The sequence below is a fragment of the Leptolyngbya sp. CALU 1928 genome (genome assembly GCF_056784215.1).
In genome coordinates, this window is sequence record NZ_JBXBCE010000019.1 from 266,988 (window position 1) to 284,230 (window position 17,243).

General features: G+C 49.0%; 9 protein-coding genes and 4 pseudogenes. 8 read left to right on the plus strand and 5 right to left on the minus strand.

All coding sequences use genetic code 11. The annotated features are described in order from the left end of the window. Positions 1 to 169 precede the first annotated feature (169 nt). Together istB and AC1S5B_RS26510 are read right to left on the minus strand one after the other, a co-directional pair. Positions 170 to 936: pseudogene (istB, locus tag AC1S5B_RS26505) on the minus strand (IS21-like element helper ATPase IstB). Next, a pseudogene (locus AC1S5B_RS26510) lies at positions 818 to 2,077 on the minus strand (Mu transposase domain-containing protein); the annotation flags it as partial. The pseudogenes AC1S5B_RS26510 and istB, both read right to left, overlap by 119 nt. A gap of 106 nt (positions 2,078 to 2,183) precedes the next feature. Between AC1S5B_RS26510 and AC1S5B_RS26515 the strand changes: the two are divergent. Further along, positions 2,184 to 3,398: pseudogene (locus tag AC1S5B_RS26515) on the plus strand (ISNCY family transposase); the annotation flags it as partial. Positions 3,399 to 3,425: 27 nt separating this feature from the next. Here the strand turns inward: AC1S5B_RS26515 and AC1S5B_RS26520 are convergent. Both AC1S5B_RS26520 and AC1S5B_RS26525 read right to left on the minus strand, forming a co-directional pair. After that, positions 3,426 to 4,199, minus strand: coding sequence for a hypothetical protein (locus tag AC1S5B_RS26520; RefSeq protein WP_482038658.1), 774 nt, complete (start codon positions 4,197 to 4,199; stop codon positions 3,426 to 3,428). 83 nt (positions 4,200 to 4,282) lie between these two features. Continuing rightward, positions 4,283 to 4,585: pseudogene (locus tag AC1S5B_RS26525) on the minus strand (DUF4277 domain-containing protein); the annotation flags it as partial. Positions 4,586 to 4,864: 279 nt separating this feature from the next. Between AC1S5B_RS26525 and AC1S5B_RS26530 the strand changes: the two are divergent. Then, entirely contained in the window at positions 4,865 to 5,287 is a 423-nt protein-coding gene (locus tag AC1S5B_RS26530; RefSeq protein WP_482038659.1) for a hypothetical protein, read from the plus strand. A gap of 647 nt (positions 5,288 to 5,934) precedes the next feature. Further along, positions 5,935 to 9,771: a S8 family serine peptidase gene (locus tag AC1S5B_RS26535; protein ID WP_482038660.1), complete on the plus strand. Its 3,837-nt coding sequence runs from the start codon at positions 5,935 to 5,937 to the stop codon at positions 9,769 to 9,771. Between the two features lie 142 nt (positions 9,772 to 9,913). Here the strand turns inward: AC1S5B_RS26535 and AC1S5B_RS26540 are convergent, their stop codons facing one another. Then, positions 9,914 to 11,533: a protein kinase domain-containing protein gene (locus AC1S5B_RS26540; RefSeq protein WP_482038661.1), complete on the minus strand. Its 1,620-nt coding sequence runs from the start codon at positions 11,531 to 11,533 to the stop codon at positions 9,914 to 9,916. Positions 11,534 to 11,942: 409 nt separating this feature from the next. On the opposite strand from AC1S5B_RS26540, the gene pheT reads away from it, so the two are divergent. From pheT to AC1S5B_RS26565, 5 genes are all read left to right on the plus strand, one after another. Next, positions 11,943 to 14,396, plus strand: coding sequence for a phenylalanine--tRNA ligase subunit beta (gene pheT / locus AC1S5B_RS26545; RefSeq protein ID WP_482038662.1), 2,454 nt, complete (start codon positions 11,943 to 11,945; stop codon positions 14,394 to 14,396). 22 nt (positions 14,397 to 14,418) lie between these two features. Next, positions 14,419 to 15,006, plus strand: a complete 588-nt coding sequence (locus AC1S5B_RS26550; protein ID WP_482038663.1) for a Uma2 family endonuclease — start codon at positions 14,419 to 14,421, stop codon at positions 15,004 to 15,006. Between the two features lie 53 nt (positions 15,007 to 15,059). Further along, positions 15,060 to 15,329, plus strand: coding sequence for a YciI family protein (locus AC1S5B_RS26555; protein WP_482038664.1), 270 nt, complete (start codon positions 15,060 to 15,062; stop codon positions 15,327 to 15,329). A gap of 124 nt (positions 15,330 to 15,453) precedes the next feature. Beyond that, on the plus strand, positions 15,454 to 16,650 hold the full coding sequence (locus AC1S5B_RS26560; protein ID WP_482038665.1) for a Coenzyme F420 hydrogenase/dehydrogenase, beta subunit C-terminal domain: 1,197 nt from the start codon (positions 15,454 to 15,456) through the stop codon (positions 16,648 to 16,650). Between the two features lie 206 nt (positions 16,651 to 16,856). Then, positions 16,857 to 17,243, plus strand: a complete 387-nt coding sequence (locus AC1S5B_RS26565; protein ID WP_482038666.1) for a hypothetical protein — start codon at positions 16,857 to 16,859, stop codon at positions 17,241 to 17,243.

Genomic DNA, 17,243 nt, shown 5'->3' on the forward strand with positions numbered 1-17,243 from the left:
TTCATCGAGCACTACAAATAAGCAAAGATAAAAACCAACATTCGACTAAAGCTGCATCAAGTTAGCAATGCAGAGACCCGTAGAAAGAAACAATCGCTGTAGGGTGATAACCAGGATCGAATGACAGTCAGGATCAAAGTGACAATTGGGATCGAAATGACAACTAGGATCAGGAGACGGGCTGAGGCTGGAGTGCTGCGGTTGCAGCTTTTGCCGACTTTGCGGTTGCCGATTGTTTGCGGTAACTGTCGGCTTGAATGTCCACAATCAAAGCATGATGCACTAAACGGTCAACCGCTGCGACGGTCATCATCGAGTCACTAAAAATCGCATCCCATTGGCTAAAGGGCTGATTGGCAGTAATCAGCAGACTCCTGCGCTCGTAACGATGAGCGATTAACTCAAACAGCACACTCGTTTCGGCTTCTGACTTTTTGACATAGCCCAAGTCATCGAGTATCAGTAGATCAAAGCGGTCAAGCTTTTTGAGCGCACTCTGCAATTGCAACTGCAACTTTGCCTGCTGTAACTGCTGCACCAGGGCAATGGCAGAGTAGAACTTGACCCGTTTACCCCACTCGACCATGCGTCGGGCAACCGCTGCTGCTAGATGAGTTTTGCCGACACCACTGGCACCGAAGAGCAACACGTTTTCCGCCCGTTCCAGCCAGGTTGCATCGTCTGCCAGTTGCATTAAGGGTGCAGCATTGAGTTTGGGGCAATGAGCAAAGTCAAAATTGGCAAGGGTTTTGGCGTTGGGCAATTGGGCTGAGTGCTACGCACACGCTACGCACACGCTACGCGAACACTCAATGCCCGTTGAAGTCTGGCACTCCAACGCCGTTGTGCCTCTAATTCGCACAGAGCTAGCAAGAACTGCGCGTAAGACCAGCCCTCCTGCATCGCTTTGGCTTCGAGGGTTTCCCAATGGGTCAGCATGTGGGAGAGGTGTAACCGTTTGAGGTGCAGGCTCAAGCTCTGGTAAGGGCTGGTCTGGTGCGGGGGGGGGCAAGAGTTGGTCATAGGAGGAAAGATCCTGTTGGGGTGGAGCAAGCGCTGGCACCTGCATCGGGGGGAGTAAGCCAAAGTGCTGTTGGAGACTAGCAAGGGTCAGGGTCTTTTGCGCCAATTGAGTGTGGAGATAGTCTGCAACCTGCGATTGCAGGTTTTGGGTCGCCGCAATGTATAAGCTTTCAACTATCAAAAGTGCCGCCGGGTTCAGCTCAAATTGTGCTTTTATCTGGTGCCACAATCCTTGCCATTGCTCATCGGGGAGTAAGTCCTGCTGCCAGGTGCAATACAAGAAGGCGCGGGGTTTGCGCCGCAGTCCTTCAACGACATGGCGGTAGTTGATACAGCGGGCACGACGTTTGCCCTTGCCATCGGGTCGGAGGCGGGGTAGCTCAACCGCCTGCTGTTGGTGCAGATACCCCACAATCCGGTCGTGATACAGATGCAGTTCCAGTTGCCGTCCAATCAAGCGGGCAGGCACCGTGTACAACACGCAGCGCACATCAATCGTGCTGTGACAACTCACCTTTGCCGTCAGGACTTCATAGTCTGCGACGCGTCCTTTGGGGAGTGGTTGCAAATAAGGTTTCTCCGCTGTAATCTTCTCGCTGTGCTGGGCATTGAGTCCATCCACCGCTTGATTGATCAACCCTTGATATTCGGCAATGCTGCTGAACTCACAACTGCCATGCAGCAGCAGGGCTTGCTTAATCCGGTTTTTCAAGTGTCCGTGTGGAGACTCATAGAGCTTCGCTCCGCCGAAGGCGTACGAACCGTTTTCGTGGGCAATGCTGGTGTTGTTGCGGGTCGGTTGCATCCGGTGGTGATGGCAGAGGTCGTCATATAATCGGGTTAAGGGCTTGTTGCGAACGCCGCCCAAGTTCCGGTACGCCGCACTCAAACTATCAGTCCGATGCTGTTTCGGCGTACCCCCACAAGCAAACAGGGCATTTTGCAACCCTTCGGACAGGGCAATAAAGCTCTCGCCACCCTGGATGATTTGGGCGTACTGCCAGCCGCTGTACCCTAAGCGATAGTGATAGATCAAGTGTTCAAACACTTTTCCGTTCAGGAAATTCAAAACTTTGACAACTCGCTGAATCAGACTGGAGGATAAGGAAACACCTCGTGGGAGCACGGTGATGGAATCATTGCCTTTAAGTTTTGGGGTGTTGTTAGGCTATCTGCATCAAGCCATCAGTCGGATTGAAGACCCAAGGCAAGCGAGTAACGGCACCCGCTACAGCGTGAGTGACGCAATCTTGGCAGCGTTTAGCGTGTTTTTCATGCAGTGCGAGTCTTTCCTGGAGCACCAACGGCAAATGCAGAGTCGGCAGGGCAAGGATAACGCTCAAACATTGTTTGGGTTAGCTCAAATTCCGAGTACACCGCAAATCCGCAATATTTTGGATCACCTGGCTGCACCTGTCCTAACGGGTGTGTTTGAGCAGGTGTATCGAGGTTTGAGGCAAGGGGGATACTTGCAGGCATACCACTGCTTGGGAGGGCATTTGTTAGTCACCTTAGACGGGACGCAATATTTCAGTTCGCAGAAAATTCAGTGTCAGCAGTGTTCAACTCGAACGCATAAAAATGGGCGTGTGACCTATTTTCATAGCGCGATTCTACCCGTGATTGTCGCTCCTGGTCAGTCGCAGGTGATTGCCTTAGCCCCCGAATTTATCAGTCCGCAAGATGGGTCTGTGAAACAAGACTGCGAAGTGGTGGCGGCTAAACGCTGGATGCAGACCCATGCGGGGCAATTTGCCCAACACCCAATAACGCTGCTTGGGGATGACCTCTATAGTCGTCAACCGATGGTTCAGCAGTGTATAGAGCTTGGCATAAACTTCATTTTTACCGCTCTACCCGACTCTCACCCTGCCCTGTACGAGCGCTTGCACGTGCTTGAGGTTTTGGGGGCGCTCGAGACCCTAGAAATCCGGCAATGCCACCAGCGCACTCCAGCGATTTATCACTACCGCTATGCCAATCTCGTGCCGATTCGGGACACTCAACCCGCCTTGCTGGTCAATTGGTGCGAACTGGTCGTTACCCGGGAACACGACGCTCAGGTGCTCTACCACAATGCCTTCATCACCCACCATCGCTTGGGTCATACCACCGTTGCCTCAGTGGTCGCTGCTGGTAGAAGTCGGTGGAAGACCGAAAACGAAAATCACAATGTCCTCAAAACCAAGGGGTACCATCTCGAACACAACTTTGGGCATGGGCAACAGCATTTAGCCAACTTTTTGCTCACGCTCAATCTCCTGGCTTTCCTGTTCCATACAGTGCTTCATCTAGTGGACACGTCTTATCAGAAAATTCGCCACCAACGGGGCACTCGCAAGGGTTTCTTTCAAGACATCCTCAGCCTGACTAAGTATTTGCTATTCAATAGTTGGCAGCATCTAATTGACTTTATGCTCTCCGATGCAGACCCCTCTCCTATCACTGATTCCTCTCGCCATGCTTATTGTCGTCTGATACTCTATACACTGCTGAACCATCGGTTGACGACTATAGAGGTCATCCCCAAGCAGCGTTATTGGGTGTTGGGCAAATTGCCCCGCATGGGTCTGCATCCAGCGTTTAGCCGCCACCACTTCGCAGTCTTGTTTCACAGACCCATCTTGCGGACTGATAAATTCGGGGGCTAAGGCAATCACCTGCGACTGACCAGGAGCGACAATCACGGGTAGAATCGCGCTATGAAAATAGGTCACACGCCCATTTTTATGCGTTCGAGTTGAACACTGCTGACACTGAATTTTCTGCGAACTGAAATATTGCGTCCCGTCTAAGGTGACTAACAAATGCCCTCCCAAGCAGTGGTATGCCTGCAAGTATCCCCCTTGCCTCAAACCTCGATACACCTGCTCAAACACACCCGTTAGGACAGGTGCAGCCAGGTGATCCAAAATATTGCGGATTTGCGGTGTACTCGGAATTTGAGCTAACCCAAACAATGTTTGAGCGTTATCCTTGCCCTGCCGACTCTGCATTTGCCGTTGGTGCTCCAGGAAAGACTCGCACTGCATGAAAAACACGCTAAACGCTGCCAAGATTGCGTCACTCACGCTGTAGCGGGTGCCGTTACTCGCTTGCCTTGGGTCTTCAATCCGACTGATGGCTTGATGCAGATAGCCTAACAACACCCCAAAACTTAAAGGCAATGATTCCATCACCGTGCTCCCACGAGGTGTTTCCTTATCCTCCAGTCTGATTCAGCGAGTTGTCAAAGTTTTGAATTTGGAATTGCTGCACTGCTATAGAGCGCATCGAGCACTCGTCCTAAGCGGTCGTCATTGAGATACTCGGGCAGCACTCCCGCTCCCAGCAAATGCTCGCACGCTTTGCCCACGAAGAATTGCTCAAACAAGTACAACGGTGCTGAAACCAGCCCTAAACCATTCAAAATCATGGCTTTTACGACTACTCCAGGGCTAATCTGTTCTCGCGGGTCTTCACCCAAGTGTTGATTGACCTGTTCCACAATCTCCAACTCGTCTACCAATCCGGCAACAATGCCTAGATGGTCGAGGTTTTGCACTATCAACTCATTGCTAATACCGCACCTCCTTTGCTTCAAGCCTTGAAAAAATTATGCCGCTAAATTCTCAATGTGACAGTTCAAAGGGCGGAATGTCGGTTCAAGGTCTTTCCGACTGCTTCACTGCAAACTGGATTTGAGCAATTGACCCATCAAATGAATGACTTCATCTGTCCATGGGTGCATCGATTGACCTTACAACTCATCTTTTCATCTGCCTAGAGTGACTAAAGAGGGATATATAAGCTAATACTGGGCTACTCAATTAAAAATAGCAAGATTGGAATTGGCACCCTTTTGGTGATTGCAGAAGCCACCATTGAAGGCGTAACGATTGGGCGATCGCATGTGTTTACAGGTTCAATGTCTTTGGTGATTAAAAATGGTGCAACCATTGGAAAAACAATCTTTTTGTATGTAATGATATGGACGCTTTGTGAGGAATTTAAGGACAGCCATTACGATCGCTGTTTGATTTTGGCAGAGAATACTTTAATTGCTGATGCCCATTTTTTTGATATTGCTGGAAAGTTGACCGTGGGAAAAGGCTCGTGGATTGCTGGACGAGATTCGCAGTTTTGGACGCATGGTGCAGGAGTGCGCGATCGCAACATCCACATTGGAGAGCAATGTTATATCGGTAGCGCGGCTCGGTTTTCCCCTGGCAGCGAACTAGGCAACAATGTCTTGGTTGTCAGGTGTTCCCGCACAATTAATTAAAGAGAATTATGATTGGCGCTCCCAGCAATCTGTTGACAATCTTTAACGTAGAACTATTGCAGTTCTGGCATTGCTGAGTCCAGAGATTATTCATTTTTTATTTAGTGAATCTTTAAGATTGACATCCTCTCCGTCGCAGCATCCAGGAAGCTTTTTCAATCAGCACTCTAGAATTTTTAGGTCGCGCTATTACTCGACCGGTCTAGTTTTCAGGAGATTTCTGCCAGCTTTTCAAAATTTGCAGCCGTGATTCGCCACAATTTTTTTACAGGAAATCAATGTTTACAGATTTCTTATAATTCTCTCTCCAAATTTTACTCCTTCTTTATAGTAAAAGCCCTGGAGATTGCATAAGGTGAAGAAATATTGTTACTCCCCATCGTTCACGATTTTCAGCATTCTAGACACGTTCAAATCTTCTAAGGCGATCGCTTAGTTTTCACGAACCGCTCAGTCGATAGAAATTTTTGGCTGCGATCGCGGGTTAGCTGACTGCTAAACCTGAAATTTTCCCTGCCGACTTGAGCGAACGGATGGCTGACTACAACACTGACGAAGTGCGATCTCAAAACATAATGACGACCGCCGCATAATTTTCGACGGTGAGAGTGATAAATTTTTATTCTAACCTTTAGGAGCATTGCCCCATGCCAGTTGATCCCGGTAACACTTTAGCAACTGCATTAAACCTCGGAAACCAAAGCGGATCGGTCAACAGAACGTTTTCAAATTTTGTGGGCGGTACTGATCTCAATGACTATTTACGGTTTAGTCTGTCGTCAGATAGCAACCTCACGGTTTCATTAACGAATTTGCAAGCCGATGCAGATCTGCGGTTGCTCAATAGTAGCGGACAGGTGTTGCGAACATCGGCAAATTTTGGCACCGCTGATGAATCGATCAACGCGCAGTTAGCAGCCGGGGTTTATTACGTTCGTGTCACTCCCTATGGATCGACAATTACCAACTACACTCTCGGAATTGCAGGCAGTGGAGGGAGTATTCCAGATCCCGGAACAACGCTACCTACTGCATTTGATTTGGGAGGATACAACTACATTTCCCACTCCAAGGTTGGTAGTGTAAATCGCTTTAATGATCCAGCCGATTTGTATCGATTTGAGCTAAACGATATCAGTGATGTCAATCTCCTGCTGACCGAGTTGACGGGAGATGCAGATGTGGAAATTTTGAATGATTTGGGTGTGGTTTTGGCGAGGAGCGATCGCGGTGGTATCGCCGATGATTCAATTTCCAGAACCCTTCCAGCCGGAACTTATTTTGTCCGCATCACGCCTTTTGATAGCGGCACCATTGACTATCAGCTAAATTTGGACATCTCATTAGATGACAATGCCGGAAACACCCTGGCAACCGCTCGCAAGCTCAACGGCTTAAATACTACGCTGTCGGGAACTCAGGTATTCAATGACTTTGTATCTGGTGCGGGAGGTGGTGATCCACAGGATTTCTATCGCTTTACCCTGCTAACTCAGAGTAACTACAGTATTGGGCTTTCCCAGTTAAGTGCGGATGTGGATCTGCGATTAATCCAAGATTTGAATAACAACGGCACGGCGGATGTCGATGAAGTGATTGCGTCTTCGATTCGCTCTAGCACCTCATCGGAGAGCTTATCTGGACTACTGAATGCCGGAACTTACTTTATTCAGGTCTATCCGTTTAGTAATGCTGCTACGACCTATCAGCTCAACATCACAGCAACCCCGCAAGATGGGGCGGGCAACTCTACTACGACTGCAAGAAATGTGGGAGCTTTGATGGGCGATCGCAGCTTCAATGATTTTGTCGGTCTTGTTGACCCCAATGACTTTTATCGGTTTACTTTATCCAGCAGCAGTAACTTTAGATTAGATTTAACGGGCTTAGAAGCCGATGTCGATGTTCGCTTGTTAAATAGCGTAGGCACCACGATCTCCTCTTCCGTTGCAGGCGGCACCACCCCAGAAACCATCGCGCGACCGCTGACCGCAGGCACCTATTTTGTCCAGGTATATCCCTTCAATGGCATCAGCAGCAACTACCGCCTAGCTCTATCGGCTAGCCCAACTTTTGATGGTGCGGGTAATAGCCTCAGCACCGCCCGGAATGTGGGCACCCTGACCAGCAGCGTTACATTTAATGATTTTGTGGGGGATGCAGATACCCATGATTTTTACCGCTTCAATCTCAACACTGACAGCAATTTTAATCTCAATTTAAGTGGTTTAACTGCCGATGCAGATGTGGAGTTAATTCAGGACTTCAACAATAACGGCATTGTGGATGATGGAGAAATTCTTGCCCGGTCGATCAATAGCGCCACCAGTCCTGAAACACTGAGCCGCCTACTGTCGGTAGGCAGCTATTATGTGCGGGTCTATCCCTACAGCGGCAATACGAACTATAGTCTCTCGCTGGGTGCTGTAGCCGTAGGAGACAATACGCTATCAACGGCGGTAAATTTGGGCGCATTGACCACGAGCAGAACGATCGCAGGTTTTGTGGGCAGTACTGATATTGAGGATTTTTACCGCTTTACTCTCAACAGCGATCGCAGCGTTGGTGTATTTCTCGACGGGCTATCTGCCGATGCGGATGTTCAACTGATTCGAGACTTTAACAACAACAGCTTTGTAGATAGCGGCGATGTTTTGGCGGCATCAATTCGCGCCGGATCTGCCTCAGAAGCGATATTCAATAGCCTTTTGGCTGGCACCTATTTTGTGCGAGTCTTGCAATATAGCGGCAACACCAATTATTCCCTCACCCTGACTCCGCTGGTGGATGGAGCCGGCAGCACCCTAAGCACCGCCGCGAGCCTGGGCACTCTATCCGGTAGCCGGATAGTGAATGATGTCATCGGCGCGATCGACCCCAGTGACATCTACCGCTTTAGCTTGAGTCGGACGAGCCGCCTGGATCTAGACTTAGATGGAGTGGATGCTTATGCCAATGCCCAGATCATTCAAGACTTTAACAACAATGGCTTGATTGACAGCAATGAAATTTTGGCAGCCACCACTCGTGATGTGAGCGACATTGGCGCTTCTTTCCTATCTGCCACGCTGAATGTCGGCAATTACTTTGTTCGAGTGCTGCCTTCGGATGATGCCAACACTCGCTATCGTTTGAGCCTTACCTCTACTGCGATCGCCCTAGATGGTGCAGGCAATACCCCGGCAGCCGCCCGCAATCTCGGCACCCTCGCAGGTTCAATCACCCTACAGGATTTTGTGGGGACAAGCGATCGCAACGACTACTACCGATTTGCGCTCACAGGCAACACCAACTTTAACCTATTGCTAAGCGGACTAACCGCAGATGCAGATGTAGAACTCATCCGCGACCTGAACAGAAATGGGCTAGTCGATGCCGGAGAAGTGCTGCGAATCTCTAACTTAGCTGGAACATCCTCTGAATCCATCAACCTAAACTTAGAAGCAGGAAGCTACTTCATTCGAGTCTATCCATATGGTGACATCAACACCACCTACACGCTCAACCTCTCTGCCGCTGCCGCCAGCAATCCGTTCACGCCCCAATATGGCTATGGGCTGGCAAATGCTGCCGCTGCCGTCGCACGGGCAACTGGGCAATTTTCACCCTTCCCCGATCAGCCCACCTTTGGCGGAGCCGATGACTGGGGCGTAAACTTGATCAATGCTCCAGAAGCTTGGGCACAGGGCTACACCGGGCAAGGGGTGATTGTGGCAGTGATCGATACAGGGGTTGACTATACCCACCCCGATCTGACAGGGCGCATCTGGGTCAACACCAGAGAAATCGCCAACAATGGCAGAGATGATGATGGCAATGGCTTCATCGATGATGTGCAGGGCTGGGATTTTGTAGATCGAGATGCTAGTCCTCTCGATTCCGAGGGGCATGGAACTCATGTAGCCGGAACGATCGCCGCCAACAATAACGGGATCGGCGTAACGGGGGTTGCCTACAACGCCCAAATCATGCCAATTAGAGTACTTGGTGATAATGGAGGCAGCAATTCAGATGTTGCCGCCGGAATTCGCTATGCTGCCAATAATGGAGCGCGGGTAATCAACTTAAGTTTGGGAGGTTCCTCTCCCTCCCCTGAGATTCTATCAGCCGTTCAATATGCCAATCAAAGGGGTGCTGTCGTGGTATTTGCCTCAGGCAACGAAGGCTCATCTCAACCCATTTATCCAGCCAGATATGCCAATCAAGCTGGCATTGCAGTTGGAGCCGTGAACATTAATACCCAGCTAGCAGGCTTCTCCAACCGGGCTGGAAACACCCCTCTCAGCTTTATTGTTGCTCCAGGAGTCAATGTCTACTCCACTCTTCCAGGCGGCTCTTTCGGCTATAAAAATGGCACGTCGATGGCGACTCCCCATGTATCAGGCTTAGCCGCCCTAATTTTGAGCGCTAACCCAACCCTAACTCCGGCGCAAGTGATTAGCCTAATTACAACGACCGCCAATTCATCGGCAGTTCGGGTCTAGGAGGTCAGGTTTCGGGTTTCAGGTGCCAGAGGTCAGGCGATCGCCTTTACGATAACAGCATCCAGCAGGAAGGTTTGAGCGGTTTCACCCGATTCAAGCCTTTCTGCTTTTAAACCACTCCACTATCAGCCGCACTGGAAATTTACCAAATGCCACGTTTGCCATTGGGTCGGGTGGTCATCCAATTGACGCGTGCCGTTGCCAACTGTTCTTCGGTCACCTTGGCACCCGATAGGTTCGTGCCACACAAATTGGCACCTCGTAGGTTTGCGTTTAGCAAATAAGCGCTGCTGAGATCGGCTCCACGCAGGTCAGCCCCTTCTAAATCAGCGTTACTCATATACGCTTTACCCAAGTTTGCATCCCGTAAATTGGCTTGGTTCAAGGTGGCTTTACCAAAATCGGCGTTGAATAGATTGGCACCTTGCAAATTGATTTTGGTGAGGTTTGCCTGATGAAAGTTTGCGCCTGCCAAGTTTGCTTTTACGAGGGAAAGCGATCGCAAATCGTGACTGGCAAAATCCCGTTTACCTTTGGAGTAATAGGTTTGTAAGCCTTCCGCATCCAACCGCACGGGCAGTTTCTTTTCGTTTGAGGTGTCTCGCCCTTTTCCAGCCGAGTTTTTTCCTCTAGAAGCAATCCCAGCATTCAAACGGTCTGAATCTGCTAATCGTCCACGGGTAAAACCGGAGTGCAAGCTAGTAGAATCATAGCGAGACTGTTGCCGTGCCCGAATTCCCATCGCTTGTCGAGCATAGGGTGAAACCTTTGCTCCAGCCGAGTCGGCACCTCGGTAATCCGAATTTTTACGTCCAGTATTCGCACCCGGCTTGACCGAAGTCATGCTATTTTCCAGCATTTCCAAATGATCTTCTAAATCCAGCGCTCTAAACACATCCATAGCTGTGCGATAGCGTTGCTTCACTGAAATTTCAAGCATCTTGGTCAGCACTGCTTGAAAATGATCACTCACCGCAACATATTTCTGCCAAAGAAGTTCACCCGTTGAAGGATCGTAATCCAGATCTTTGGGCGATTTTCCGGTCAACAAGTAAATACAAGTGACACCAAGAGCATAGATATCACTGGCAGGGACGGGGCGCATTGCCATTTGTTCGGGGGGTGCAAAGCCGGGAGTGCCGATCGCATAGGAAGTCAGCGCAGTTTGATCCGAAGCCGTGCTTTGCTGAGTGTTCTGGTTTTTCACCGCCCCAAAATCGATCAGCACCAATTTTTGATCTTGGTTCCGTCGAATCATGTTGGCAGGTTTAATATCCCGGTGGATCACCTGATTCCCGTGAACATGCTCCAAAATAACCAAAATTTCGCTGAGAAACATTTTTACTTGGTTTTCACTGCGAGGTCCAGACGCTTTAATCTCTTGCTGTAGCGTTAGCCCACTCACATATTCTTGAATCAGATAAAAAATTGCGTCTTCTTCAAAGTAATCCAGCAAAGAAGGAATTTGGGGATGGTTGCCAATGCGCCCCAAGGTCGTTGCTTCTCGCGCAAACAGTTCTCGTGCCATTTCCATCACATGAGGAGCCGTGGCATTGGGGCGCAGTTGCTTGATTACACAGCTTGGCTTACCGGGCAGGCTTTCATTCGATGCTAAAAACGTTGCACCAAAACCGCCTTGCCCAAGGGCTTGAATAATGCGATAGCGATCGCGCAGCAACAACTTAGAACCACAAGCCTGACAAAATTCAGTGTGGGTGAGGTTCTGCGGACTAGGACAGGCTGGATTCAAGCAGTAGCTCATTCAGCTTCACTCGCTCTAATTTCAACTGCTGAGGACATTTCGGTACGCTACTTTCCATTATCCGAACACAAACACCAAATTGGGCTGACATTCCTACGGGAGTTCCATAAAAAAGCACTAAAGCTTTGGCGTTTGGCTGCAAGCACGGTGGATGTCTATACTACTTCGTGGACTGTGATGATTTATCAGGACGTAGCTTCGTTGTGTTTAATATGCCCACAATCAAAAGCTCTGTAACAAAAGCATATCCTCAATCCTATCAATACCATTCTTTGGCAAATTGAAATCATGCGAATATTTATAATGTCTCTCCTAAAAAGCAAGATTCCGTAGGCAGAGATAGCCAGACAATGAAAAGGCTTGGGAGCGAAGGCGATAGAATAACGGATGTAGTTAGGCTAAAGCATCCATGCGTATTTCTTTGAACTGGTTGCGAGAACTAGTTGATATTTCGATGACTCCCTCAGAGTTGGCAGACCTGCTGACGATGGCAGGTTTTGAAGTGGAGGACATTGAAGATCGCCGGACTTGGGCAGATGGGGTAGTAGTCGGCAAAGTCTTAGCACGAGACCCCCACCCTAATGCCGACAAACTGAGTATTTGCACGGTTGATATTGGTCAAGCAAATCCTTCCACGATTGTGTGTGGAGCCGCCAATGTTCAAGCCGATTTATATGTGCCTGTTGCGACCTTAGGCACTTTTTTACCGAAAATGGGGGAAAACGGACTTAAAATCAAACCAGCTAAATTGCGCGGGGTCGCTTCTGAAGGAATGATTTGCTCCCTCGCAGAATTGGGCTTGGCAAAAGAATCGGCGGGAATTTATCAGTTTGAGGGCGATGCTCTTAAGCCAGGGTTAGATGTGCGCCCGTTATTGGGGCTGGATGATGTGATTTTGGATTTAACCTCGACCGCCAATCGAGCAGATGCCCTGAGCCTAGTAGGAATTGCGCGGGAAATTGTAGCGTTGACGGGTGCCGACCTACGGTTGCCTCAAGTGCCAGATTTAAAAGTGCCAGCCGATACAGGCACCTTATCGATCAAAATTTCTGAATCTCAGGCGTGTCCAACCTATATTGGAACCGAGGTGACAGGGATTGCGATCGCCCCTTCTCCCGTTTGGCTCCAGCAGCGCTTGCAGGCTTCCGGCGTGCGCCCGATCAATAATGTGGTAGATATTACCAATTACGTGCTGCTGGAATGGGGGCAACCGCTACACGCCTTCGATCGCGATCGCCTACTTACAGCCAGCCACCAGTCTCCAGAGGCATCCCTGCAAATGGGGGTACGATTTGCCGATACCAGCGAAACCTTGAAAACCCTGGATGGGCAAACGCGCTCATTTACAGAACAAGCTTTATTAATTACTGCAAATGATAAGCCCGTGGCACTGGCAGGTGTGATGGGCGGCGAAGAGACTGAAGTGCATCAGGGCACTCAAACCTTAATGCTGGAAGCCGCATTATTTGACTCTGCTGTGATTCGGCGATCAGCTCGTTCCCAGGGTTTACGCACCGAGGCTTCAGCCCGCTATGAGCGTGGCGTGAATCAGGCAGAGCTAGAATTTGCTTGTCGTCGCGCCTTAGCGTTGATTATAGAGTTAGCGGGGGGGGCGATCGCCTCCCAAGAAATGGTTGATACGCGCAATCAAACCAGTACAACGCGATCGATTGAGCTACGTCTAGAGCGGGTCAATCAGATTTTAGGGCCTGTCACCTTAGGCGATGAACTCGGTGAACTGCAACCTGCGGATATTGAACGAATTTTAAGGGCGTTAGGCTGTGAAGTGTCTGTTCCTAGCGCAGAAGCAGTCTGGAACGTGATTGTGCCGCCTTACCGCTATCGGGACTTGGAACGAGAAATTGATCTGATTGAAGAGATCGCCCGTCTTTATGGCTACAACAACTTCTCTGAAACGCTCCCTGAAAAGACGGAAGCCGGATATCTCTCGATCGAGCAGCAGCTTACTCGCAACGTTCGAGAAGCCTTTCGCGCAGTAGGACTCACTGAGCTTGCTCATTATTCCCTCGTAAAACCGGGTGAAGAACGCCAGATCATCTTATCTAATCCCCTTTTTCCAGATTACTCTGCCCTCAGAACTAACCTGCTGTCAGGCTTAATTGACGCATTTCAATATAATTTAGAGCAGGGAAATGGGGCACTTCAGGGATTTGAATATGGACGAATTTTCTGGTCTGAAGAAGAGGGATTGCAGGAAGCCGACGCAATCGCAGGTATTTTTGGCGGCGACCCTAGTCACGGCAAATGGGTGCAAGGTGGACGCGATCGACCCATCACCTGGTTTGAAGCAAAAGGACTCTTGGAAAGTGTGTTTTGCCGTCTAGGGATTGCTGTGGAATATCAGCCAGATTTGCGAGATGATCGCCTGCATCCAGGGCGCACCGCATCGCTCTGGGTACGCGGTAATCGGCTGGGCACCTTTGGGCAACTCCATCCCCAACTTCGGCTAGAGCGTGGTTTCCCCGATGAGGTGTATGCTTTTGAGCTAGATCTTGATATGCTGCTGAGCCAGCTTGATCAAGACGACCTGCTGGTTCCCACCTTCAAGCCATTCTCGGCGTTTCCGGCTTCCGATCGCGATATTGCCTTTTTTGTTCCTACCCAATTTTCAGTGGCAGATATCGAGCGCACGATTCGCACTGCCGGAGGCAATCTGCTAAATTCCATCGATTTATTTGATGAATATCGGGGTGATAATGTGCCAGAAGGTCAGCGTAGCTTAGCGTTTCGGTTAGTTTACAGATCCGGCGATCGCACCCTCACCGAAGACGACATTAATCCAATTCAGCAAAAAGTCCGCGAAACCTTGGTGGAAAAATTTAGAGTCGATTTGAGAAGTTAAGCGAGTTTAAGGGAAAAACACCATGAGTCAGGCGACAACCACTCAAAAGCTAATGACGATGGAGGAATATCTTGCCTACGACGATGGCACAGATACTCATTACGAATTGGTGAATGGAGAACTTGTTGAAATGCCGCCGGAAAGTCAAGAAAACTGTGCTTTATCTGGTTTCTTATATGCTGAGTTGCTAAAGCATTTTCCCTTTTACTTCATTTCTCACAAAGACCTTGAGATTGAAGTGACTGGACGCAGGGCAAAATGCCGTTTACCCGATTTAGTGGTTCACACAGAAGAGTCCAGAGCCGCCTTGGTTGGCAGCCGTCGCAATACTCTAACCCGCGATCTGCCGCCGCCCGCACTGGTGATTGAAATTGTTAGTCCTGGCAGCACCAATCATATTCGTGACTATCGACATAAACGCACAGAATATGCCGCCAGAGAAATTGCTGAATACTGGATTGTTGATCCCGAAACCCAGCAAATCACGGTTTGTCAATGGGTAGAAGGTCAGTATGAAGATACGGTTTTTGTGGAGTCAAATCAGTTGAGATCGCCCCTTATTCCTGACTGGTCGTTAACCATCGCTCAAATCTTTGCACTTCAAAATTAGTTCGCTCAGGTCATCTTTTCATTACAAACCTATAACGCTTACACCAATTTTATATGTCGAAATATATCCTCTGGGGCACTTACTGCGACAACGTTTTAGAAAAACGCGCTCCTCATCGTCAAGCTCACTTAGATGGACTTGCTCAGCAGAAAGCAGCAGGCATCCTCATGACGATTGGACCCACCAAAGACCTAACTCAATGCTTTGGCATTTATGAGGCTGATGATGAAGCCACCGTGCGCCACTTGATCGAGTCCGATCCTTACTGGCAAAATGGCATCTGGACAGATTATGAGGTGAAAGAGTGGATTCAGGCACTCTAGCAAATTCGATGGACAGCCCCAAAACTGGGCGATTTGCTCAGTACAACCTTGGCACAGCCGCTGCGGTATCGTGAGAATGCGCTCTAGACATCTTTAAAAATTTTATTCTGTTGCTACTTTAAATATGACTGCTACTCCTTCCCATCAAAAAGCCAAGGCTCTCAAGCCCTCCAGCCGTCGTCCTGCCAAGGAACTCTGTAGCGAATGTGGATTGTGTGATACCTACTATATTCACTATGTCAAAGATGCCTGTGCCTTTCTGACGCAGCATATTGCGGAACTGGAGGAAGAAACCCACGATCGCAGCCGTGATTTGGACAACGAAGATGAGTGGTACTTTGGCGTACATCAAAGTATGACCGCAGCCCGAAAAACTGAGCCGATCGCGGGTGCCCAGTGGACGGGGATTGTCAGCAGTATTGCGATCGAAATGTTGACTCGCGGCATGGTGGAAGGCGTAGTCTGTGTGCAAAACACCGAAGAAGATCACTTTCAGCCCAAACCTATCATTGCCCGCACCCCAGAGGAAATTTTGGCGGCGCGAGTCAACAAACCAACCCTATCGCCGAACCTGTCAGTATTGGAGCAAATTGAGCAATCTGGCATGAAACGGCTGCTGGTGATTGGGGTGGGTTGCCAAATTCAAGCGCTGCGAACCGTAGAAAAGCAACTGGGTTTGGAAAAGCTATACGTTTTAGGCACGCCCTGTGTTGATAATGTCACCCGTGCTGGATTGCAAAAGTTTTTGGATACCACCAGTCGATCGCCCTCTACTGTGGTTTCCTACGAATTCATGCAAGACTTCCGCGTTCACTTCAAACATGAAGACGGTTCTACCGAAACTGTGCCGTTCTTTGGTTTAAAGACCAATCAACTCAAAGATGTGTTTGCGCCCTCCTGCATGAGTTGTTTTGACTATGTAAATTCTTTGGCGGATATTGTGGTGGGATATATGGGTGCGCCCTTTGGCTGGCAATGGATCACAGTGCGAAACGATCGCGGTCAGGAAATGCTGGATCTGATTCAAGATCAAATTGAAACCCAGCCTGTGATGTCGCAGGGCGATCGCAAAGAGGCAGTTCAGCAAAGCATTCCCGCTTATGACAAAGGTGTGACCTTACCCATGTGGGCAGCTAAACTGATGGGCATCGTCATCGAACGCATCGGTCCCAAGGGCTTAGAATATGCTCGCTTTTCAATCGATTCTCACTTCACTCGCAACTATCTCTACGTTCAGCGAAACTATCCCGAAAAGCTAGAGTCTCACGTTCCTGAATATGCCAAGCGAATAGTCAGTCAATACAAATTACCTGAAAAGTAGAGCCAGAATTTACTGAAATAGTTGCGCTATCTACCATTTCAATGCCTATTTTTCAGATTTAAGGGGTTACCATTTCTAGCAGGTTGAGTAACTGGTTGATTGATCACAGCAATATGACGAATGAAAGTTCAAGATCCTTTCCTAATTCTGCTGGGGAGCAAGACAATAGCCTTGTTCTTTGCCAACTCACTAGTGGTCAGCTTTGGATGGTCAACAGTAGACGGCGAAATGGATTGATCATTTATAAACAGTTCTATGCAGAATTTGCCGGTCCTGGAGCAGCAGTGGGCAGCTTTTTTGATGTAGATTCCCATCAAGTATTACCGGTAGGGGAACTATCTTTAATTTGCCCGGAAGATCAAGAAGAACGACAAAAAGCCTATCTCATTCGACGACAGTGGATTCGATTGACCCATCAACTAACCGATAATCCTATTCCAGCGCAAAGAGCGCAGATGATTTTAAATCAGTTTGATAATTACTTTGGCGCTAACACCGTTGCTAAAATTCCTGATGAAGCCTTTGCGTTAATGGTTGGAGTGTTGCCGCAAACCGTTAATCTGTTGAGGCAAGGGGGCAGGTTATCGGGGTGA

Excerpts from the sequence above, each read along its gene's own strand:
- AC1S5B_RS26520 (WP_482038658.1), bottom strand. The coding sequence starts at position 4,199 with ATGGAATCATTGCCTTTAAGTTTTGGGGTGTTGTTAGGCTATCTGCAT.
- AC1S5B_RS26535 (WP_482038660.1), top strand. The coding sequence starts at position 5,935 with ATGCCAGTTGATCCCGGTAACACTTTAGCAACTGCATTAAACCTCGGA.
- AC1S5B_RS26540 (WP_482038661.1), bottom strand. The coding sequence starts at position 11,533 with ATGAGCTACTGCTTGAATCCAGCCTGTCCTAGTCCGCAGAACCTCACC.
- pheT (WP_482038662.1), top strand. The coding sequence starts at position 11,943 with ATGCGTATTTCTTTGAACTGGTTGCGAGAACTAGTTGATATTTCGATG.
- AC1S5B_RS26550 (WP_482038663.1), top strand. The coding sequence starts at position 14,419 with ATGAGTCAGGCGACAACCACTCAAAAGCTAATGACGATGGAGGAATAT.
- AC1S5B_RS26555 (WP_482038664.1), top strand. The coding sequence starts at position 15,060 with ATGTCGAAATATATCCTCTGGGGCACTTACTGCGACAACGTTTTAGAA.
- AC1S5B_RS26560 (WP_482038665.1), top strand. The coding sequence starts at position 15,454 with ATGACTGCTACTCCTTCCCATCAAAAAGCCAAGGCTCTCAAGCCCTCC.
- AC1S5B_RS26565 (WP_482038666.1), top strand. The coding sequence starts at position 16,857 with ATGGTCAACAGTAGACGGCGAAATGGATTGATCATTTATAAACAGTTC.